This window comes from Bacillus sp. B-jedd, assembly GCF_000821085.1.
Lineage (GTDB): Bacteria > Bacillota > Bacilli > Bacillales > Cytobacillaceae > Bacillus_D.
This window is the reverse complement of record NZ_CCXR01000001.1, coordinates 193,794-208,681: the sequence shown is the minus strand read 5'-3', so window position 1 is coordinate 208,681 and position 14,888 is coordinate 193,794. Positions and strand designations below refer to the sequence as shown.

Annotated in this window: 12 protein-coding genes and 1 tRNA gene; 1 reads left to right on the top strand and 12 read right to left on the bottom strand. The window is 47.8% G+C overall.

Going from position 1 to position 14,888, the window contains the following annotated elements; genetic code table 11:
* Nucleotides 1-95 precede the first annotated feature (95 nt).
* The 4 genes from BN1002_RS01100 to gatC form a co-directional block, all read right to left on the bottom strand.
* A tRNA-Pro gene (locus tag BN1002_RS01100) sits at nt 96-169 on the bottom strand.
* Nucleotides 170-544: 375 nt separating this feature from the next.
* Nucleotides 545-1,972, bottom strand: a complete 1,428-nt coding sequence (gene gatB / locus BN1002_RS01095) for an Asp-tRNA(Asn)/Glu-tRNA(Gln) amidotransferase subunit GatB (protein ID WP_048823199.1) — start codon at nt 1,970-1,972, stop codon at nt 545-547.
* Between the two features lie 15 nt (nt 1,973-1,987).
* Nucleotides 1,988-3,433 (bottom strand): Asp-tRNA(Asn)/Glu-tRNA(Gln) amidotransferase subunit GatA, encoded by a 1,446-nt coding sequence (gatA, locus tag BN1002_RS01090; RefSeq protein ID WP_048823198.1) that lies wholly within the window; start codon nt 3,431-3,433, stop codon nt 1,988-1,990.
* A gap of 11 nt (nt 3,434-3,444) precedes the next feature.
* A complete protein-coding gene (gene gatC / locus BN1002_RS01085; RefSeq protein WP_048823197.1) occupies nt 3,445-3,738 on the bottom strand; it encodes an Asp-tRNA(Asn)/Glu-tRNA(Gln) amidotransferase subunit GatC in 294 nt (97 codons plus the stop codon).
* A 490-nt stretch (nt 3,739-4,228) separates the two neighbouring features.
* On the opposite strand from gatC, the gene BN1002_RS24430 reads away from it, so the two are divergent.
* Entirely contained in the window at nt 4,229-4,552 is a 324-nt protein-coding gene (locus BN1002_RS24430; protein WP_442853405.1) for a nuclease-related domain-containing protein, read from the top strand.
* A gap of 622 nt (nt 4,553-5,174) precedes the next feature.
* Here the strand turns inward: BN1002_RS24430 and BN1002_RS01070 are convergent.
* The 8 genes from BN1002_RS01070 to BN1002_RS01035 form a co-directional block, all read right to left on the bottom strand.
* Nucleotides 5,175-5,999: a VanW family protein gene (locus BN1002_RS01070; protein WP_048823193.1), complete on the bottom strand. Its 825-nt coding sequence runs from the start codon at nt 5,997-5,999 to the stop codon at nt 5,175-5,177.
* 166 nt (nt 6,000-6,165) lie between these two features.
* Nucleotides 6,166-6,612 (bottom strand): YueI family protein, encoded by a 447-nt coding sequence (locus BN1002_RS01065; protein WP_048823191.1) that lies wholly within the window; start codon nt 6,610-6,612, stop codon nt 6,166-6,168.
* 135 nt (nt 6,613-6,747) lie between these two features.
* Nucleotides 6,748-7,911, bottom strand: a complete 1,164-nt coding sequence (locus tag BN1002_RS01060) for a CamS family sex pheromone protein (protein ID WP_048823189.1) — start codon at nt 7,909-7,911, stop codon at nt 6,748-6,750.
* Between the two features lie 17 nt (nt 7,912-7,928).
* Nucleotides 7,929-9,932: an NAD-dependent DNA ligase LigA gene (gene ligA / locus BN1002_RS01055; protein WP_048823187.1), complete on the bottom strand. Its 2,004-nt coding sequence runs from the start codon at nt 9,930-9,932 to the stop codon at nt 7,929-7,931.
* A 316-nt stretch (nt 9,933-10,248) separates the two neighbouring features.
* Nucleotides 10,249-12,507 (bottom strand): DNA helicase PcrA, encoded by a 2,259-nt coding sequence (gene pcrA / locus BN1002_RS01050; RefSeq protein ID WP_048823186.1) that lies wholly within the window; start codon nt 12,505-12,507, stop codon nt 10,249-10,251.
* Nucleotides 12,508-12,574: 67 nt separating this feature from the next.
* Nucleotides 12,575-13,267, bottom strand: coding sequence for a heptaprenylglyceryl phosphate synthase (locus BN1002_RS01045; RefSeq protein WP_048823185.1), 693 nt, complete (start codon nt 13,265-13,267; stop codon nt 12,575-12,577).
* Between the two features lie 152 nt (nt 13,268-13,419).
* Nucleotides 13,420-13,734 carry a YerC/YecD family TrpR-related protein gene (locus BN1002_RS01040; protein ID WP_048823184.1) on the bottom strand — a complete coding sequence of 105 codons (315 nt, stop codon included), beginning with the start codon at nt 13,732-13,734 and terminating at the stop codon, nt 13,420-13,422.
* A gap of 77 nt (nt 13,735-13,811) precedes the next feature.
* The gene (locus BN1002_RS01035; RefSeq protein ID WP_048823183.1) at nt 13,812-14,855 is read right to left on the bottom strand and encodes a DUF3048 domain-containing protein; all 1,044 of its coding nucleotides are present in this window, start codon (nt 14,853-14,855) and stop codon (nt 13,812-13,814) included.
* Nucleotides 14,856-14,888 lie beyond the last annotated feature (33 nt).

Below are 14,888 nucleotides of genomic sequence, written 5' to 3'. Positions count from 1 at the left end.
TTTCATATACGCACTGTCAAAGAGATTATTGCTATATAAAAATATAAAAAGCGTTCAATCCCTTAAAACAAAGGTTTGAACGCTAATTTATTGGATCGGGATGACAGGAATCGAACCTGCGACCCCTAGCACCCCATGCTAGTGCTCTACCAAGCTGAGCTACATCCCGATAGGTAAATTACTTTCCAATCTTTTATTCCATCTATGTTTCCCCGCTTCAGGAAGCCAAAACAAGCCGTAGCTCGGCGGCTACAACTCGCAGCTATACTACTTAAACCAGCACTATTATTATAACTTTTTACCTATATTTTTTCCAATTTGTTTTTGCCGAAAGTCCGACACCTGCCGACAAATCCGTTTTCAATCAAACGTTTGATTGAACTTCGCCACTCTCCCATCTCACATGGCATTTCGCGACTATACCGCTAAAAAAGATGGCGAACACTGACGCCATTTTACTTCCGCTTTTCGACAATTCCATAAAAAAAGCCGGACAGGAACTCCCTGCCGGCTGTTTTAAACTTCAAACTTTAAAAACCAATCCTTACCTCTTCCTGATTTCCTCAGCCAGGATTTTATTCACCAGTTGCGGATTCGCCTGCCCCTTGGTCGCTTTCATAATCTGCCCGACAAGGAAGCCGGTCGCTTTGCTTTTGCCGCCTTTAAAGTCTTCAATCGACTGCGGGTTGGCATCCAGCGTCTCGTTGACGATTTTCAGTAGCGCGCCTTCGTCCGAAATCTGGACTAGTCCCTTCTCTTTCACTATTTGCTCAGCGTTTCCTCCGTGCTCAATCAATTCCCTGAACACAGTCTTGGCAATTTTTGAAGAGATTGTGCCATTCTCAATCAGCTTAATCATGCCGGTCAAGTTCTCCGGAGTGAGTCCGGTGTCATGGAGCTCCTTCTGTTCAGCCTTCAAGTAGGCGGAAACCTCGCCCATCAGCCAGTTGGACGCTTGTTTCGCATCCACTCCCGCCGCTACAGACGCCTCGAAGAAATCAGCCATTTCCCTCGTCGCTGTGAGAACTTTTGCGTCATACTCTGGCAATCCTAATTCGGATACATACCGCTCAATGCGTTGATCCGGCAATTCCGGAATCTCGGCGCTTATACGTGCCTTCCATTCTTCATCGATTATCACATCGAGCAAGTCTGGTTCCGGGAAGTAACGATAGTCATCCGAGCCTTCCTTGACGCGCATGAGCAGCGTCTCACCAGTTGCTTCATCATAGCGGCGGGTTTCCTGCTGGATTGACCCACCGGCACTGACGACCTCGCGCTGGCGCTTTTCCTCAAATTCAAGTCCCCTGCGGACAAAATTGAACGAGTTCAGGTTTTTCAATTCAGTCTTCGTCCCGAACTCTTCCTGGCCAACCGGACGGATGGAGATGTTCGCATCACAGCGGAGCGAGCCTTCTTCCATTTTGACATCGGAAACGCCAGTATAAAGGATAATTGACTTGAGCTTCTCAAGGTAAGCATACGCCTCATCCGGAGTACGGATGTCCGGCTCGGAAACAATCTCGACGAGCGGCGTTCCCTGACGGTTATAATCGACAAGCGATGCGCCCTTCACGTGATTCAGTTTGCCGGCGTCTTCTTCAAGATGCAGCCTCGTGATGCCAATCCGCTTCTTGTAGCCATTCACTTCAATATCAATCCAGCCGTTCTCGCCAATCGGCTTATCGAACTGGGAAATCTGGTAGGCCTTCGGGTTATCCGGATAAAAATAATTCTTCCGGTCGAACTTCGTCACCGGCGCGATCTCGCAGTTCAGCGCCATCGCCGCCTTGATCGCGTACTCGACCGCTTTTTTGTTCAATACCGGCAGGACGCCCGGATAGCCAAGGTCGATGACGGATGTATTCGAGTTCGGCTCTGCGCCAAAGTGATTCGGGCTGGTGGAAAAAATCTTGGATTCTGTCTTTAATTCAACATGGACTTCAAGTCCAATAACCGTTTCAAAATTCATTTTGCATCTCCCTCCCTATAGCGCCGGCCGCTGTTTATGATAGTCTGTCGCCTGCTCGAATGCATAAGCGGCTTTATAGATCGACACTTCATCAAAATGCCTGCCGATGATTTGCAGGCCGAGTGGCAGCCCGTTTTCAAAGCCGCACGGCAAGGACAAAGCCGGAACACCGGCAAGGTTCACCGGGATGGTCAGGATATCATTCGCATACATGGTCAGCGGGTCATCGACCTTTTCACCAATTTTGAAAGCAGGAGTCGGGGCTGTCGGACCGACAATAAGGTCGTACTTTTCAAAAACATCCTCAAAGTCCTTCTTAATTAGCGTCCTAACCTTCTGCGCCTTTTTATAGTACGCATCATAATAACCCGAGCTGAGAGCGAACGTCCCAAGCATAATACGGCGTTTCACTTCATCCCCGAAACCTTCCGCGCGGGATTTTTTATACAAATCAATCAGATCTTCGGCACTTTCCGCCCTGTATCCGTAACGTACACCATCAAAGCGCGCAAGATTCGCAGATGCTTCTGAAGATGATAGCAGATAATAGGCAGCCAGGGCATATTTAGAGTGCGGCAGCGAAACCTCTTCGATCACAGCACCCTGTTTCTCGAGCACTTCTAAAGCGGACTTGACCGAATTCCTGGCTGCTTCGCCGACTCCCTCGCCCAAGTATTCCTTCGGCACACCAATGCGCATGCCTTTCATCTCGCCAGTTAATCCTTTTGCAAATTCAGGCACTTCCACATTCGCCGAAGTCGAATCCATCGGATCCAGACCGCAAATCGCGCCCAGAAGATGGGCATTATCTTCGACATTCCTGGTGATTGGACCAATCTGATCGAGCGACGATGCGAACGCGACAAGGCCAAAGCGCGACACTCGGCCGTATGTAGGCTTCATGCCGACGACACCGCAATAAGAGGCCGGCTGGCGAATCGAGCCGCCCGTATCGGAGCCAAGCGAGAATAATACTTCTCCCGCCGCCACTGCCGCTGCAGAACCGCCCGAAGAACCGCCCGGTACCCTGTCAAGATCCCAAGGATTCCGGGTTACCTGATAATGCGAGTTCTCATTCGAAGAACCCATCGCGAACTCGTCCATATTCAGCTTTCCAATCGTAATAGTCCCCGCCTGCTCCAGCTTGTCCATGACGGTCGCATTGTAAATCGGATCGAAGTTCTCAAGGATCTTGCTTGCACAAGTCGTTTTCAGTCCCTTTGTAACGATATTATCTTTAATCCCGATTGGCATACCCGATAAAATTGTGGCTGGCCCTTTGGCATCATGGTCCTTTGCCTTTGTGCGGGCGTTCTCCTCATCTAATGTAAGGAACGCCTTCACAGTGCCATCCACTTCATTAATCCTTTTATAAGACTCCTCAACTAAATCACGTGAGGATACTTCTTTCTTTTGCAAAAGTTTATGTAAATCTGTCAGTGACTGTTCAAATAAGCTCACTTATGTTCCCCCTATTCGCCTAAAATGGACGGCACACGGAAATAGCCATCTTCCTGGTCAGGTGCATTCTTCAGTACCTCTTCGCGCGGCAGGCCTTTGCCCGCCTTGTCTTCCCTCAGCACATTCGTCATCGGCAAAACATGCGAAGTAGGCTCGACGCCCTCCGTGTCCAGCTCGTTCAATTGTTCAGCAAACCCGATAATCGCATCAAGCTGCTGGGCGAATTTTTCAGCTTCATCCCCGCTGATTTCCAGGCGCGCCAAATGCGCGACATGGTGCACCTGATCAAGTGAAATCCTCGACATACCCATTCCTCCCGTACAAATCATAATACTATTGATAATAACAGAAAATTCTTGTGCATAGCAATGGAAGGAGGTGGTTGGGCGTGAAAAGTGGGGTTATTCATGCGGGGAGTGTGGGAATAGAGGGTTTTTGGGTTTCTGAATATTTAGATATAATCAAATCCCCCAAAAATTAATCAAATAAAGGGAAAAATTAATCAAATAATTCAAGAATTAATCGAATCATCATCTAAAAAGAGATCTGAGAAACAAATAACCCATTTATCGGAAAAACAAATCCAATATTGAAGTATCCATCTCTAAAAAGAGTAAGTATTTGTCAAAAATATGTCCTTTTTCAATAGAATATTTTTCTTCTCTCAAAAAATAAGAGGAATTCCATTCAATTTTAGCGAAAATTTATTTAAATTCATTAAAAGGAGATGTTTTTTTGCTAATAAAAGCCCGTGGAGTGCCAATCTGGATTCAATGCCTTGAAGCATTACTCCGAATGCTGCCTAAAAACCACCCAGTTATACCGAAAATAACTCGCAACCTAAAAAATCGTCGTAAAGGCTACACAGGAGAAAAAGACTCTGATTACTATGCAAAACTCCTCGATCCCAAAACCTTCTTCATCCTTCATGATTTATGCCTCACCCACAATAAACTAAACTTTCAAATCGATACACTTCTACTAACCACCCGGTTCATAACCGTGGTAGAGATAAAGACCTTGAGCGGTGACCTTTTCTTCAAAGAGATACAGGACAGCTCTCCATTTCCTATCACGAAACGATTACGGGTGGAGACAATCCCCTGGTTCAGGCATTAAACCATTGCTGCCAATTACAGGGCTGGCTGCAAGCCCATAAACTAAAACAATTGCCACTCGAACATCTTGCAATCATTAGTAATTCCCAGTCTGTTATTAATTGCGACAACAGGGACACAGCGAGACATGTTGGCAAGGCGGCAAACCTCCCTCTGAAGGTCACTGAACTTTCAAAAGGCTATAGAGCAGAACTTCTTACCGAAAAAGACCTCACTAAGATGGCCAAAACCCTTAAAAGAGCCCATGCACCCCACATTCCAAAAGTTATGGAATTCTTCCAACTCCAACCTGTCGACTTCCCCAATGGTATAACATGCCCCAACTGCGGAAGCATGCCGATGAATCGGCAAAAGGCAGGTTGGCATTGCAAAAGCTGCTACACAAAATCGAAAGATGCCCATCTAACTAAGATCCAAGATTTTTTACTTATTGTTAAGCCGTACATCACGACTAGAGAATGCTGCACATTACTCCAATTACACTCAACCCAAATTGCCAGGAGACTAATGGTTTCAATGGGATTACTTCCCTTTGGCTCCACGAAAGACCGCCATTACTCCATAAAATTCAAACCTTCAAAATAAAAACACCCGCCCAAACAAAAAGGCGAGTGCATTCCCAATTATTTCGCTGTCTGCTCCTCAAGGAGCGGCTCATACATCATGATTGCATTGTTTTCCGTGACGTACTCTTCCCCGACAAGCTTATGCTGCCGGTTGTACACTTTGCGCCATAATTCATTGTGGCGGATGTAGCCGCCCCAGTAGGCAGGCGTAATGCTGTGGCCCTTTTCGCAGATTGTGTACTTATACAGCTGCGGCTCCTCGGAGCGGAATTCCCCGACGAGATGGGTATCCGTCAGGCGGACATGGAGCTGATAGGGCACGTTTGTCTCATTTTTAATCTGAAGATCAAGATAGTTGTACGCGCAGGTCGCTCCGCTTCCGAACGGCTGCGTCCGGTTCGAGTCCGGAAACACATCGAAGCTGTGGCGGTGCCTTTCCGTCACAGTCAAAGGCGTATGGAGGGCCATCCAGTATATGAGATTCGACAGCTGGCAGAGTCCGCCGCCAATCCCCTTCGTATATTTCCCATAATGGAGCACCATCCCCTCCACATATCCTTTGGATCTAGTCGGATTGCCGATCAGCTTCCAGTAGGAGAACGTTTCGCCTGGACGGATGATGACACCGTTCAGGTGTTCAATCGCAAGCTTCAGATTTTTGATCTTATTGTATTGATAGGACATATCGACGCCTTGCAGCTGCCGGAGCAGCGGTGTCTGATGGCTGAATGCCGAATAAGGCAAAAGCACCCTTTGCCGTATCTTTGTATATTTTTTGGAGTTTGCCAGCCATTCAACGTACCGTTTCCACGTATAATAGGTCTTCCCTGCCCGGATTCTGAGCGGGGAACGTTCTTTTGGCCGTAAAGCAACCGTGTTCATAACATCTGGCTCCTTTATTATATTTCAACCCATATCGTATACGGTTTTGGCAAAAAAAGAAAGAGCCAATTTTTATAAAAAGAAAGAAGTTGCGGAATCGCCATATTTAAAGTGTGGCAGGGACCTCCCTCCATTAAAAAAGAACTCCGGCTTCCGCCGGAGTCCCTTACTTTCTCAGCCAGCCGCCCAGTTTCGCAAAAAAGCCTTTCTTGCTCGCAGTGGGCGTTTCTTCAGGCGATTCAGTCTTCTCGGAAATGTAAATTTCCTCTTTGTCGACAGCATAGGGGCATGCAAGGACAAGGCCGATTTCCGAATCATGCTCCTTGTTCGTTACGATTGTATATTCACCCCCATGCTCATTCGCTAGCTTCAAGTACTTGGAAAACTCATCATACGCCATATGGCCATTCATATATAAATGGGCGTCTGGATATTCCTTCATAAGCTGTTCCACTTCAGGAAAGGCGCCTGGCGCGTATACCTGCTTTTTCGTCAGGGCGATAAGAACCCGCTCGCGAATCGTGCCAAGGAACTTCCGCCTTTCTTCCGGCTTTAATTCCTTTTGCCCGTGAATCCCCTGCTGAAGCACCTCATCAACTGATGGTTTCGTCATTTTCCTTCCCCCCATTTCCTTTACTATTTGTGTATGAGTATTCCCTATTCTATGTTACAGAAGAGCCTTTTGGCAAAATTGGCCCTCGAAATAAAATACAAGCAGCCTGCAGAATCACAGGCCGCTTCTTAATCATTAATATATATGGACAAATGGTTCGTCCTGGTCCGCCTTGCGTACGATGAGTGCTTCTGGTCCATTAACGGAGGTAATGCTGACTGAAACAGAGATATATTTAGGGAAATGCTCCATGACAAGCCCGGTTACATATTGGGTGAAGCCTATCCCCTCCGCTTTTCCATAAAATTGTATTGGAATCTGGATGTTCAGTTCCTTCAACTGGCCCTCAATATAATGGGCCCTGCCGACAACTCCGTTGAAATTTGGGAAGAATTCCTCAACGTCCTGCTTAAAATTATCAAAGGCGACCACATCTTCACGATATTTATCCTTAGCCTCTTTTGACGGGAACAAATAGTACTTTTCATTTACCTTTTCCCACGTATCAATATTGGCTCCCTGCTTTGACGTCGTGTAAGTGAAAAAGGTTCCTGGGACGACGGATTCGTTGCTTTCCTGCTCGAATAGTCCAATGGTGATTGGGACATTCCTTAGTTCATCCATCGACCTAAGTCGCTTGAGCACCTCCTGGGCCATCTTTTTCCCTTCAGCTTCAAGAACTTTCCGCTCTATTTTCACCTGATAGATATCGCCGTACTGCACTTTCCGATAGTAGTGATGTGAATTGAGCGCCAGGCCAATTGCGACACCGGCCAGTTTATAATTGTCCTTTTCTCCCTTGACCAAGTAATCCTGCTCCAGAATATGGGCCAAATAGATTGGACTCTTTTCATTCCTCGCCTCGATATCGCCGATTTCCTCATCCATTGGATTCAGCCCGACATTTTGGTCGTCTTCCATCTTTTTCTCCGCCAGCTGCTTTTTCGTATACTTGCGGTTCAGCCATGACTGGACGGTTGACTTTTTCAGGACCTGTCCTTCCCGGAACATATACTTATCAGGATCGAATGTGTGCTGGGCAATTCGCATCAGACCCATTTCGAACTCATTGATATCATAGCGGGTGTTCAAATTGTTGACTGTTTGCCCACGCGCCTCACTCGGTACAAATGGCAGGACCGTCCGATAATATTTATCTGAAATTTGGTATTTCGGTATAATCGCCTTTTCCTTAGTTTTAGTCGTCCGATCAACGAACTCCTCCTGCTTCTGAAAGTTCGGCGCGCAGGCGCCAAGCAGCAGGGATAAGGAAAGAAGCGCGATTGTTAGCTTTCTCACGTTTCCTGCACCTCTTATTATTCGATTTCCTCAAGCAGCTTCTCTTCATCCCATATTTCAATGCCCAGCTCCTGCGCTTTCGTAAGCTTGGAACCCGCATCTTCACCAGCAATGACGATATCTGTCTTTTTGCTGACACTGCCGGCGACATTCGCCCCAAGCGCCTCAAGCTTCTCTTTCGCTTCGTTCCGGGACAGCCTTTCCATTTTGCCAGTCAGGACAACCGTTTTACCAGCAAAAATTGAATCGGCCGCAGCTGCCGCGGACCTTCTCGGCCCCTTGTATTCCATGTTCAGCCCGGCATCCTTCAATTCCTGGATGAGCTCCCCGACTTCTTCCTGGTCAAAGAAAGTGGCAATCGAGCTGGCCATTTTCTCCCCGACTTCGTTAATCGCCATTAATTCCTCTTCGGTTGCCACGGCCAGCCTGTCCATCGTTTCGAATTCCTGGGCAAGAGTCTTTGCCGCTTTTTCGCCTACATGGCGGATGCCAAGCCCGAACAAGAGCCGTTCCAGTGAATTCTCCTTGGACTTTTCAATCGCAGACAGCAAATTGCTAACACTCTTTTCACCCATCCGCTCAAGTGCGAGCAGCTCTTCAGCAGTAAGCTTATAAAGATCTGCTACATCTTCCACAAGCTTATTAGCGAACAATTGAGCAATAACTTTTTCACCGAGGCCGTCAATGTTCATCGCATTCCTGGAAACGAAATGAATCAGGCCTTCGCGGATTTGCGCCGGGCACTTCGGATTCAGGCACCTAAGCGCCACTTCCCCATCAAGCCTGACAAGGTCACTCCCGCACTCCGGGCAAAATTCAGGCATACTGAAGTCTTTTTCATTCCCCGTACGCTGCTCGGGAAGGACGTTGACAACCTCTGGAATGATGTCCCCTGCTTTTTTGACAACTACCTTGTCCCCAATCTTCAAATCCTTCTCCCTGATTAAATCTTCATTGTGGAGGGATGCCCGTTGGACTGTCGTTCCGGCAACCCGGACAGGCTCGAGGATAGCAGTCGGCGTCACCACACCTGTACGCCCGACACTCAGCTCGATATCCAAAAGGGTAGTGACGACTTCCTCCGCCGGGAATTTAAAGGCTATCGCCCAGCGGGGGCTTTTCGCTGTCGTTCCGAGTTGTTCCTGCTCTTCAAGCGAATCCACTTTTACGACAATTCCGTCGATATCATAATCAAGGTTCGGCCTCCGTTCGACCCAGCCGTTCACATAGTCGATGACTTCTTCGATGGAAGCGCATTTGTGGCGTTCCTTATTTGTTTTAAAGCCTAGCCTATCCAAATAATCCAATGCCTCGCTGTGGGACTCAACACCAAGCTCCTCGGCATTCCCCAACCCGTAAAGGAAAATATCGAGTTTCCTTGAAGCGGCAATGCTCGTGTCCAGCTGGCGGAGTGAGCCGGCAGCAGCGTTCCGCGGATTCGCAAACGGCTCTTCGCCGCGTTCATCCTTTAGCTTATTGAGCTTTTCAAATGACCGTTTCGGCATGAACGCCTCGCCGCGCACTTCAAGTGAAACATTCTCCCTCAGCCTGAGCGGAATTGACTTGATGGTTCTTAAGTTCGCTGTAATATCCTCACCGATCGTTCCATCACCGCGAGTCGCGCCTAGTACGAAACGCCCATCCCCATATGTAAGCGAGACGGCCAGGCCGTCAATCTTCAATTCGCATACATACTGGACAGGACCACCCGCCCCCTGCTTAACGCGTCTGTCAAAATCGCGCAGGTCGTCTTCATTGAAGGCATTGGCAAGGCTGAGCATCGGGCTTTTATGTCTGACCTTTTCAAACATGTCAAGAATGGCTCCGCCTACCCTCACTGTTGGGGAGTCCGGAGTCTTGAACTGTGGAAATTTTTCTTCCAGTTCAATCAATTCACGAAGAAGACGATCATATTCCGCATCGGGGACAGACGGTTTATCAAGTACATAATACTCGTATCCATATTGATGAAGCAGGGTCTGCAGCTCCCTGATTTTTGATTCGGCTGTTTGCAGGTCCATCCATCTATCCCTCTTTTCGCAAAAATATCATTGATTTGATTGCCGTTCAATCAACAAGATTTTTAAATTTATTGTCTTATTAATCTGAACTTATATAGTTGATTTACACTCCAGGCACTTCGCTTTCCATGGGGCGTCAGTGGAGCCTCCTCTTCGCGTTGCTCCTGCGGGGTCTCCACTTGCCGCTGCATCCCATAGGAGTCTACGTGCCTTCCGTTTCAATCAACTAGCTTTTTAAATTTGATTGTCCCATTAACTTCAACCCATATATTTAATTTAGCTTCAGTAAACCAACCTTTTTTCTAACAAGAAAGTTTTAAACTTTTTTGATCGGGGCGAATTTTGCCAGGAGGCGTTTGATGCCGACCGGGCTTGGAAAAGCGATGTCGAGCTCCATTCCTTCGCCTTCCCCTTTTACCCCGACAACGGTTCCTATACCCCATTTTCCGTGCTCGGCTTTATCTCCTGCACGCCAGCCGAGCGATTCTCCCCCTGAAGCAGTTGGGCGCGTCACCGGTTTTTTCGTCACCGGCTGGCTCGGGGCGCCGAATGTTCGGCTGCTTCCGAGGTTTCCAGACATCCCAGCTGAAGAACCGAACGGAGTTGATGATCCAAATCTCCTTACTTCAGGCTTTACCTCTTCCAGAAGGTCGGCAGGGATTTCCCTGATAAACCGGGAAGCCGGGTTCATGTTCGTACGACCAAACAGGGTCCTCATCTGGGCGTTTGTGATAAACAAATACTGCTCCGCCCTTGTGATGCCGACGTAGGCAAGGCGGCGTTCTTCCTCCATTTCGCCTTCATCGACGAGGGAGCGGTTGTGCGGGAAAACACCTTCTTCAAGGCCGATCAGGAAGACAACCGGGAATTCAAGCCCCTTTGCGGAGTGCAGGGTCATTAAAGTTACTTTTTCCGTTTTCTCCGGTTCATCATTCATCGAATCGATATCGGCAACGAGCGCGAGATCGGTCAGGAACGCGACGAGCGTTTTATCCTCGCTAGTTTCTTCAAAGTTTTTTGTCACAGAAAGTAATTCCTCAAGGTTTTCAATCCGGCTTTGCGCTTCGAGTGACTTCTCCGCTTCGAGCATATCCATATAGCCGGATTTGTCCAATAAATCCTCAACAATTTCCGTGACGGACAAGAATTCCTGCATCCTTGTATAATTTGCGATTAAATCGCGGAATTCCGCGGCCGCCTTGGCCGTTTTCGGGCTGAGCCCTATAAGTTCGACCGACTCCAGCGCCTGGTAGAAAGTCAATTCATGAAGATTGGCAAATGCTGCAATCTTATCAACAGAGGTTTGCCCAATCGCCCTTTTCGGCACATTTATAACGCGTTGGAGGCTGATATCATCGTCCGGATTGGAAATAAGCCTCAGATAGGCAAGGATATCCTTGATTTCCTTCCTGTCATAGAACTTGATGCCGCCGACAATTTGGTAATCAATAATGGATTTCAGCAAAACTTCCTCCATGACCCGCGATTGCGCGTTCGTCCTGTAAAGGATGGCGATGTCGGATGCACTGTAGTCTCCCGAGTCAATCAGTTCCTTGATTTTGCCGGCCACGAACTGGGCTTCCCCTTGCTCGCTGTCCGCCCTATAATAGACGAGTTTGTTGCCCTCGGGGTTCTCGGTCCAGAGATTTTTCGGTTTCCGGTTAAGGTTTTTCGCGATGACTTCGTTTGCCGCCAAAAGAATCCGTTTCGTTGAACGGTAGTTTTGCTCGAGTAAAATAACCTTCGCGTTCGGATAGTCTTTTTCGAAGGAAAGGATATTGGCGATATCGGCGCCGCGCCATTTATAAATCGACTGATCGGAATCGCCGACAACGCAAAGATTCCTGAACCTGGAGGCAAGCATTTTGACCAGCATATACTGGGCCCTGTTCGTGTCCTGGTACTCATCGACATGGATATACTGGAATTTGCGCTGATAATATTCAAGCACGTCTGGGACTTGTTTGAAGAGATTGATGGTCATCATGATTAAATCATCAAAGTCGAGGGCCTGGTTCCTGCGGAGCCGTTTCTGGTATTCCTTGTAGACATTGGCAATCTGCTGCTCAAAATAACTACCGGCTGTGTTTTCATATTCCTCCGGAGGAATCAGCTCGTTCTTCGCGGAAGAAATCGAACCAAGAATCATCCTCGGATCAAACTTTTTCGGATCCATATTCAGATCTTTCAGGATGCCTTTAATAACAGATTGCTGATCGGTCGTGTCAAGAATCGTAAAATTCCGGTTAAAGCCAATCCGGTCAATATCCCTGCGCAAAATCCGCACACACATTGAGTGGAATGTCGAAATCCAGATTTGCTCGGCCACGCCGCCCATCATCCTGCCAATTCTGTCTTTCATCTCGCGGGCTGCTTTATTCGTAAAGGTAATCGCAAGGATGTTGTAAGGATTGACTTCTTTTTCTAGCATCAGATAGCCAATCCTATGTGTCAGCACCCGAGTCTTGCCGCTTCCGGCCCCGGCCATGATCAGGAGCGGGCCATCCGTCGCTTTGACTGCCGCCTGCTGCTCGGGATTAAGACCACCCAACAGTTTATCTTTTAAATATTGCATCTTCTCCACCACCATATACAAACGTATGTTCTAGTTATATTGTAAGCTCTCTAAGTATAAATTGCAGCTAGTTTTTTGTTTTTACCGCCTTGACCGTATCAAGCGCATTGCCGAGGTTTTCATAAATGATATTTCCGACAACGATGACATCCGCATGGAGGGCCATTTCCTCCGCCTGCTCCTTCGAGGCAATGCCCCCTCCGTAGAACAGAACCGCTTTATCAAGGCCACTTTTGGCAGCGGCAGCCATTTCCGGGTTTCCATACCTGCCACTATATTCAAGATAGAAAATCGGCATTCCGAACATTTTTTCAGCCATCATTGCGTAGGCACGAACGTCTTCCGCCGATAATTCAATTGTTGCCTGTGTGAGTTGGGCTGCTTTGCAATCCTTGTTAAGGATGACATATGCCTCCATCGCGAATTCTTCCCAATCGATAATATCCCCGTACTCTCTGACCGCTTCAAAATGAAGGCCTTTAATCCATTTCGGGTCGCGGCTGTTCAGGATGGACGGGACAAAATAAAGATCAAAACCCGGCGTCACCGATTCAAGATTGGAAACCTCCAGGACGCATGGAACCGTAAAGCGGCGGATCCTTGCCATCAAATCAAGGACCTTTTCCAGTGTCACCCCGTCTGTTCCGCCGACGATGACCGCATCCGTTCCGGATTCACAAATCGCCTCTAAAGCAGAATCGGATATATCCTTATCGGGGTCGAGCTTGAACACATGGCGCCACTCGCGAAAATCATACATACAAAAAAATCCTCCATTCACTATTCCATTAGTCCATTATAGCACCTGGCAAAACGATACAAAAACAAAACAAGGAAAAGCCGGATAGAAAAAGTACCCAGATTGTTCGAGACAATAAGAAAAGCCGGGTGCTGGGCCCGGCTTTTTCGCAATCACTCTTCTGTATTCGTCACAACCGGTTCCTTCAGCCGATCAAGGACCAGCTCGTAAGCATCATTCCCGTAGTTCAGGCATCGCTTCACCCTGGAAATCGTCGCTGTGCTCGCGCCTGTTTCTGCTTCAATCTTATGATACGTTTTCCCTTCGCGGAGCATCCTTGCGACCTCTAGCCGCTGGGAAAGCGACTGGATTTCATTCACTGTGCATAAATCATCGAAAAAACGATAGCATTCCTCGAGATCCTTTAGTGTAAGGATTGATTCAAACAACTGGTCAAGCTCTTTCCCTCTTAGCTTATTGATTTGCATTCTATCCAACCCCTTTATGTTAGACAATTTTTCCCACTCTTAACGGGCAATATGCCCCTACTGCGGGAAGATTTACTTTATTCATTTCCTTCAAATGTGACCACATTGTCGATGCCTGGATTTGATGGAACAATATTCACCCATGTCTTGCCGCGGACAAGACGCGCTTCGTTTCCATCAATCACAGGAACAATCCGCCCATTATCGTTCAGCCAGGACACTTCGATCACTTTGCCTTTTTGCAAAAGCAGGCCTTTGCCCCCGCTCTTCAGATCAATATCACGGAGACCGCCCGGACCGGCAGCCTTATGGTCCATTTCGGCAATGAAAATATTATCGAGCAGCACCGGCTCCCCCGATTCCAGGTCGGAAGTCAGCTCGCCATTCGAATAACGTTTATACTTGCCTTTCTCAGAATCGTATTGGTAAACCGAGGTGAAGGTGTCATTCGAGAAATACGAAACTTTGACTGACGGGGCATCAAGTCCCTCGATGCTTCCCTCTTCTTTTTCACTAAGGAATTTAAAGTTCGGCGGGGTCAGGCTCAAATCAAAATCATTCATTTCCGAGCCTTTCACCATATTCTCATGCGTGATATACGAATTGTGAGGCGCCTGCCTGAAGCTCGCCCGCTTAAACAAGGTTCCATCATAAGTCATTCCATTCAGATGATCAATATATCCTTGTGTAAGCATTTCCTTTGCTTCCTCGCTATATCCATGGGCGATAAAAACGCTGTCCAGCCCTTTGGCAAGATCGATATAATAATCGCGCGCACTCCGGACCGGGCCGACTTTCTCGGGCTTTTCACTTTGAAAAACGGCCAGGAACCTGGTAATATCCCCTTCGGCAAGCAATTCATAGACGATATCTGCTTTGTTCAAGCCTGATTGCGGCCTGGCCTTCGGGTGATTATTGACCATCACCGCAAAAGCCCTTCCTCCTGTCGGTGTTTGCGAACCAATCCCTGTAAGCGGATACGCAAAAGGCAGTTCAGTTTCTTTTTTCGCTGCCGTAGCTTTTTTACCGCTGTCTTCAACGGCGGGTTTTTGGGCGCCTTTATCACTGCATGCTGATAGAAGCAGCAGCACGGCCGCCGCGGCCAAAGCTAATTTTCTCATCCTCGCACCCCGTTTAAACATCTGTCTCTCTAC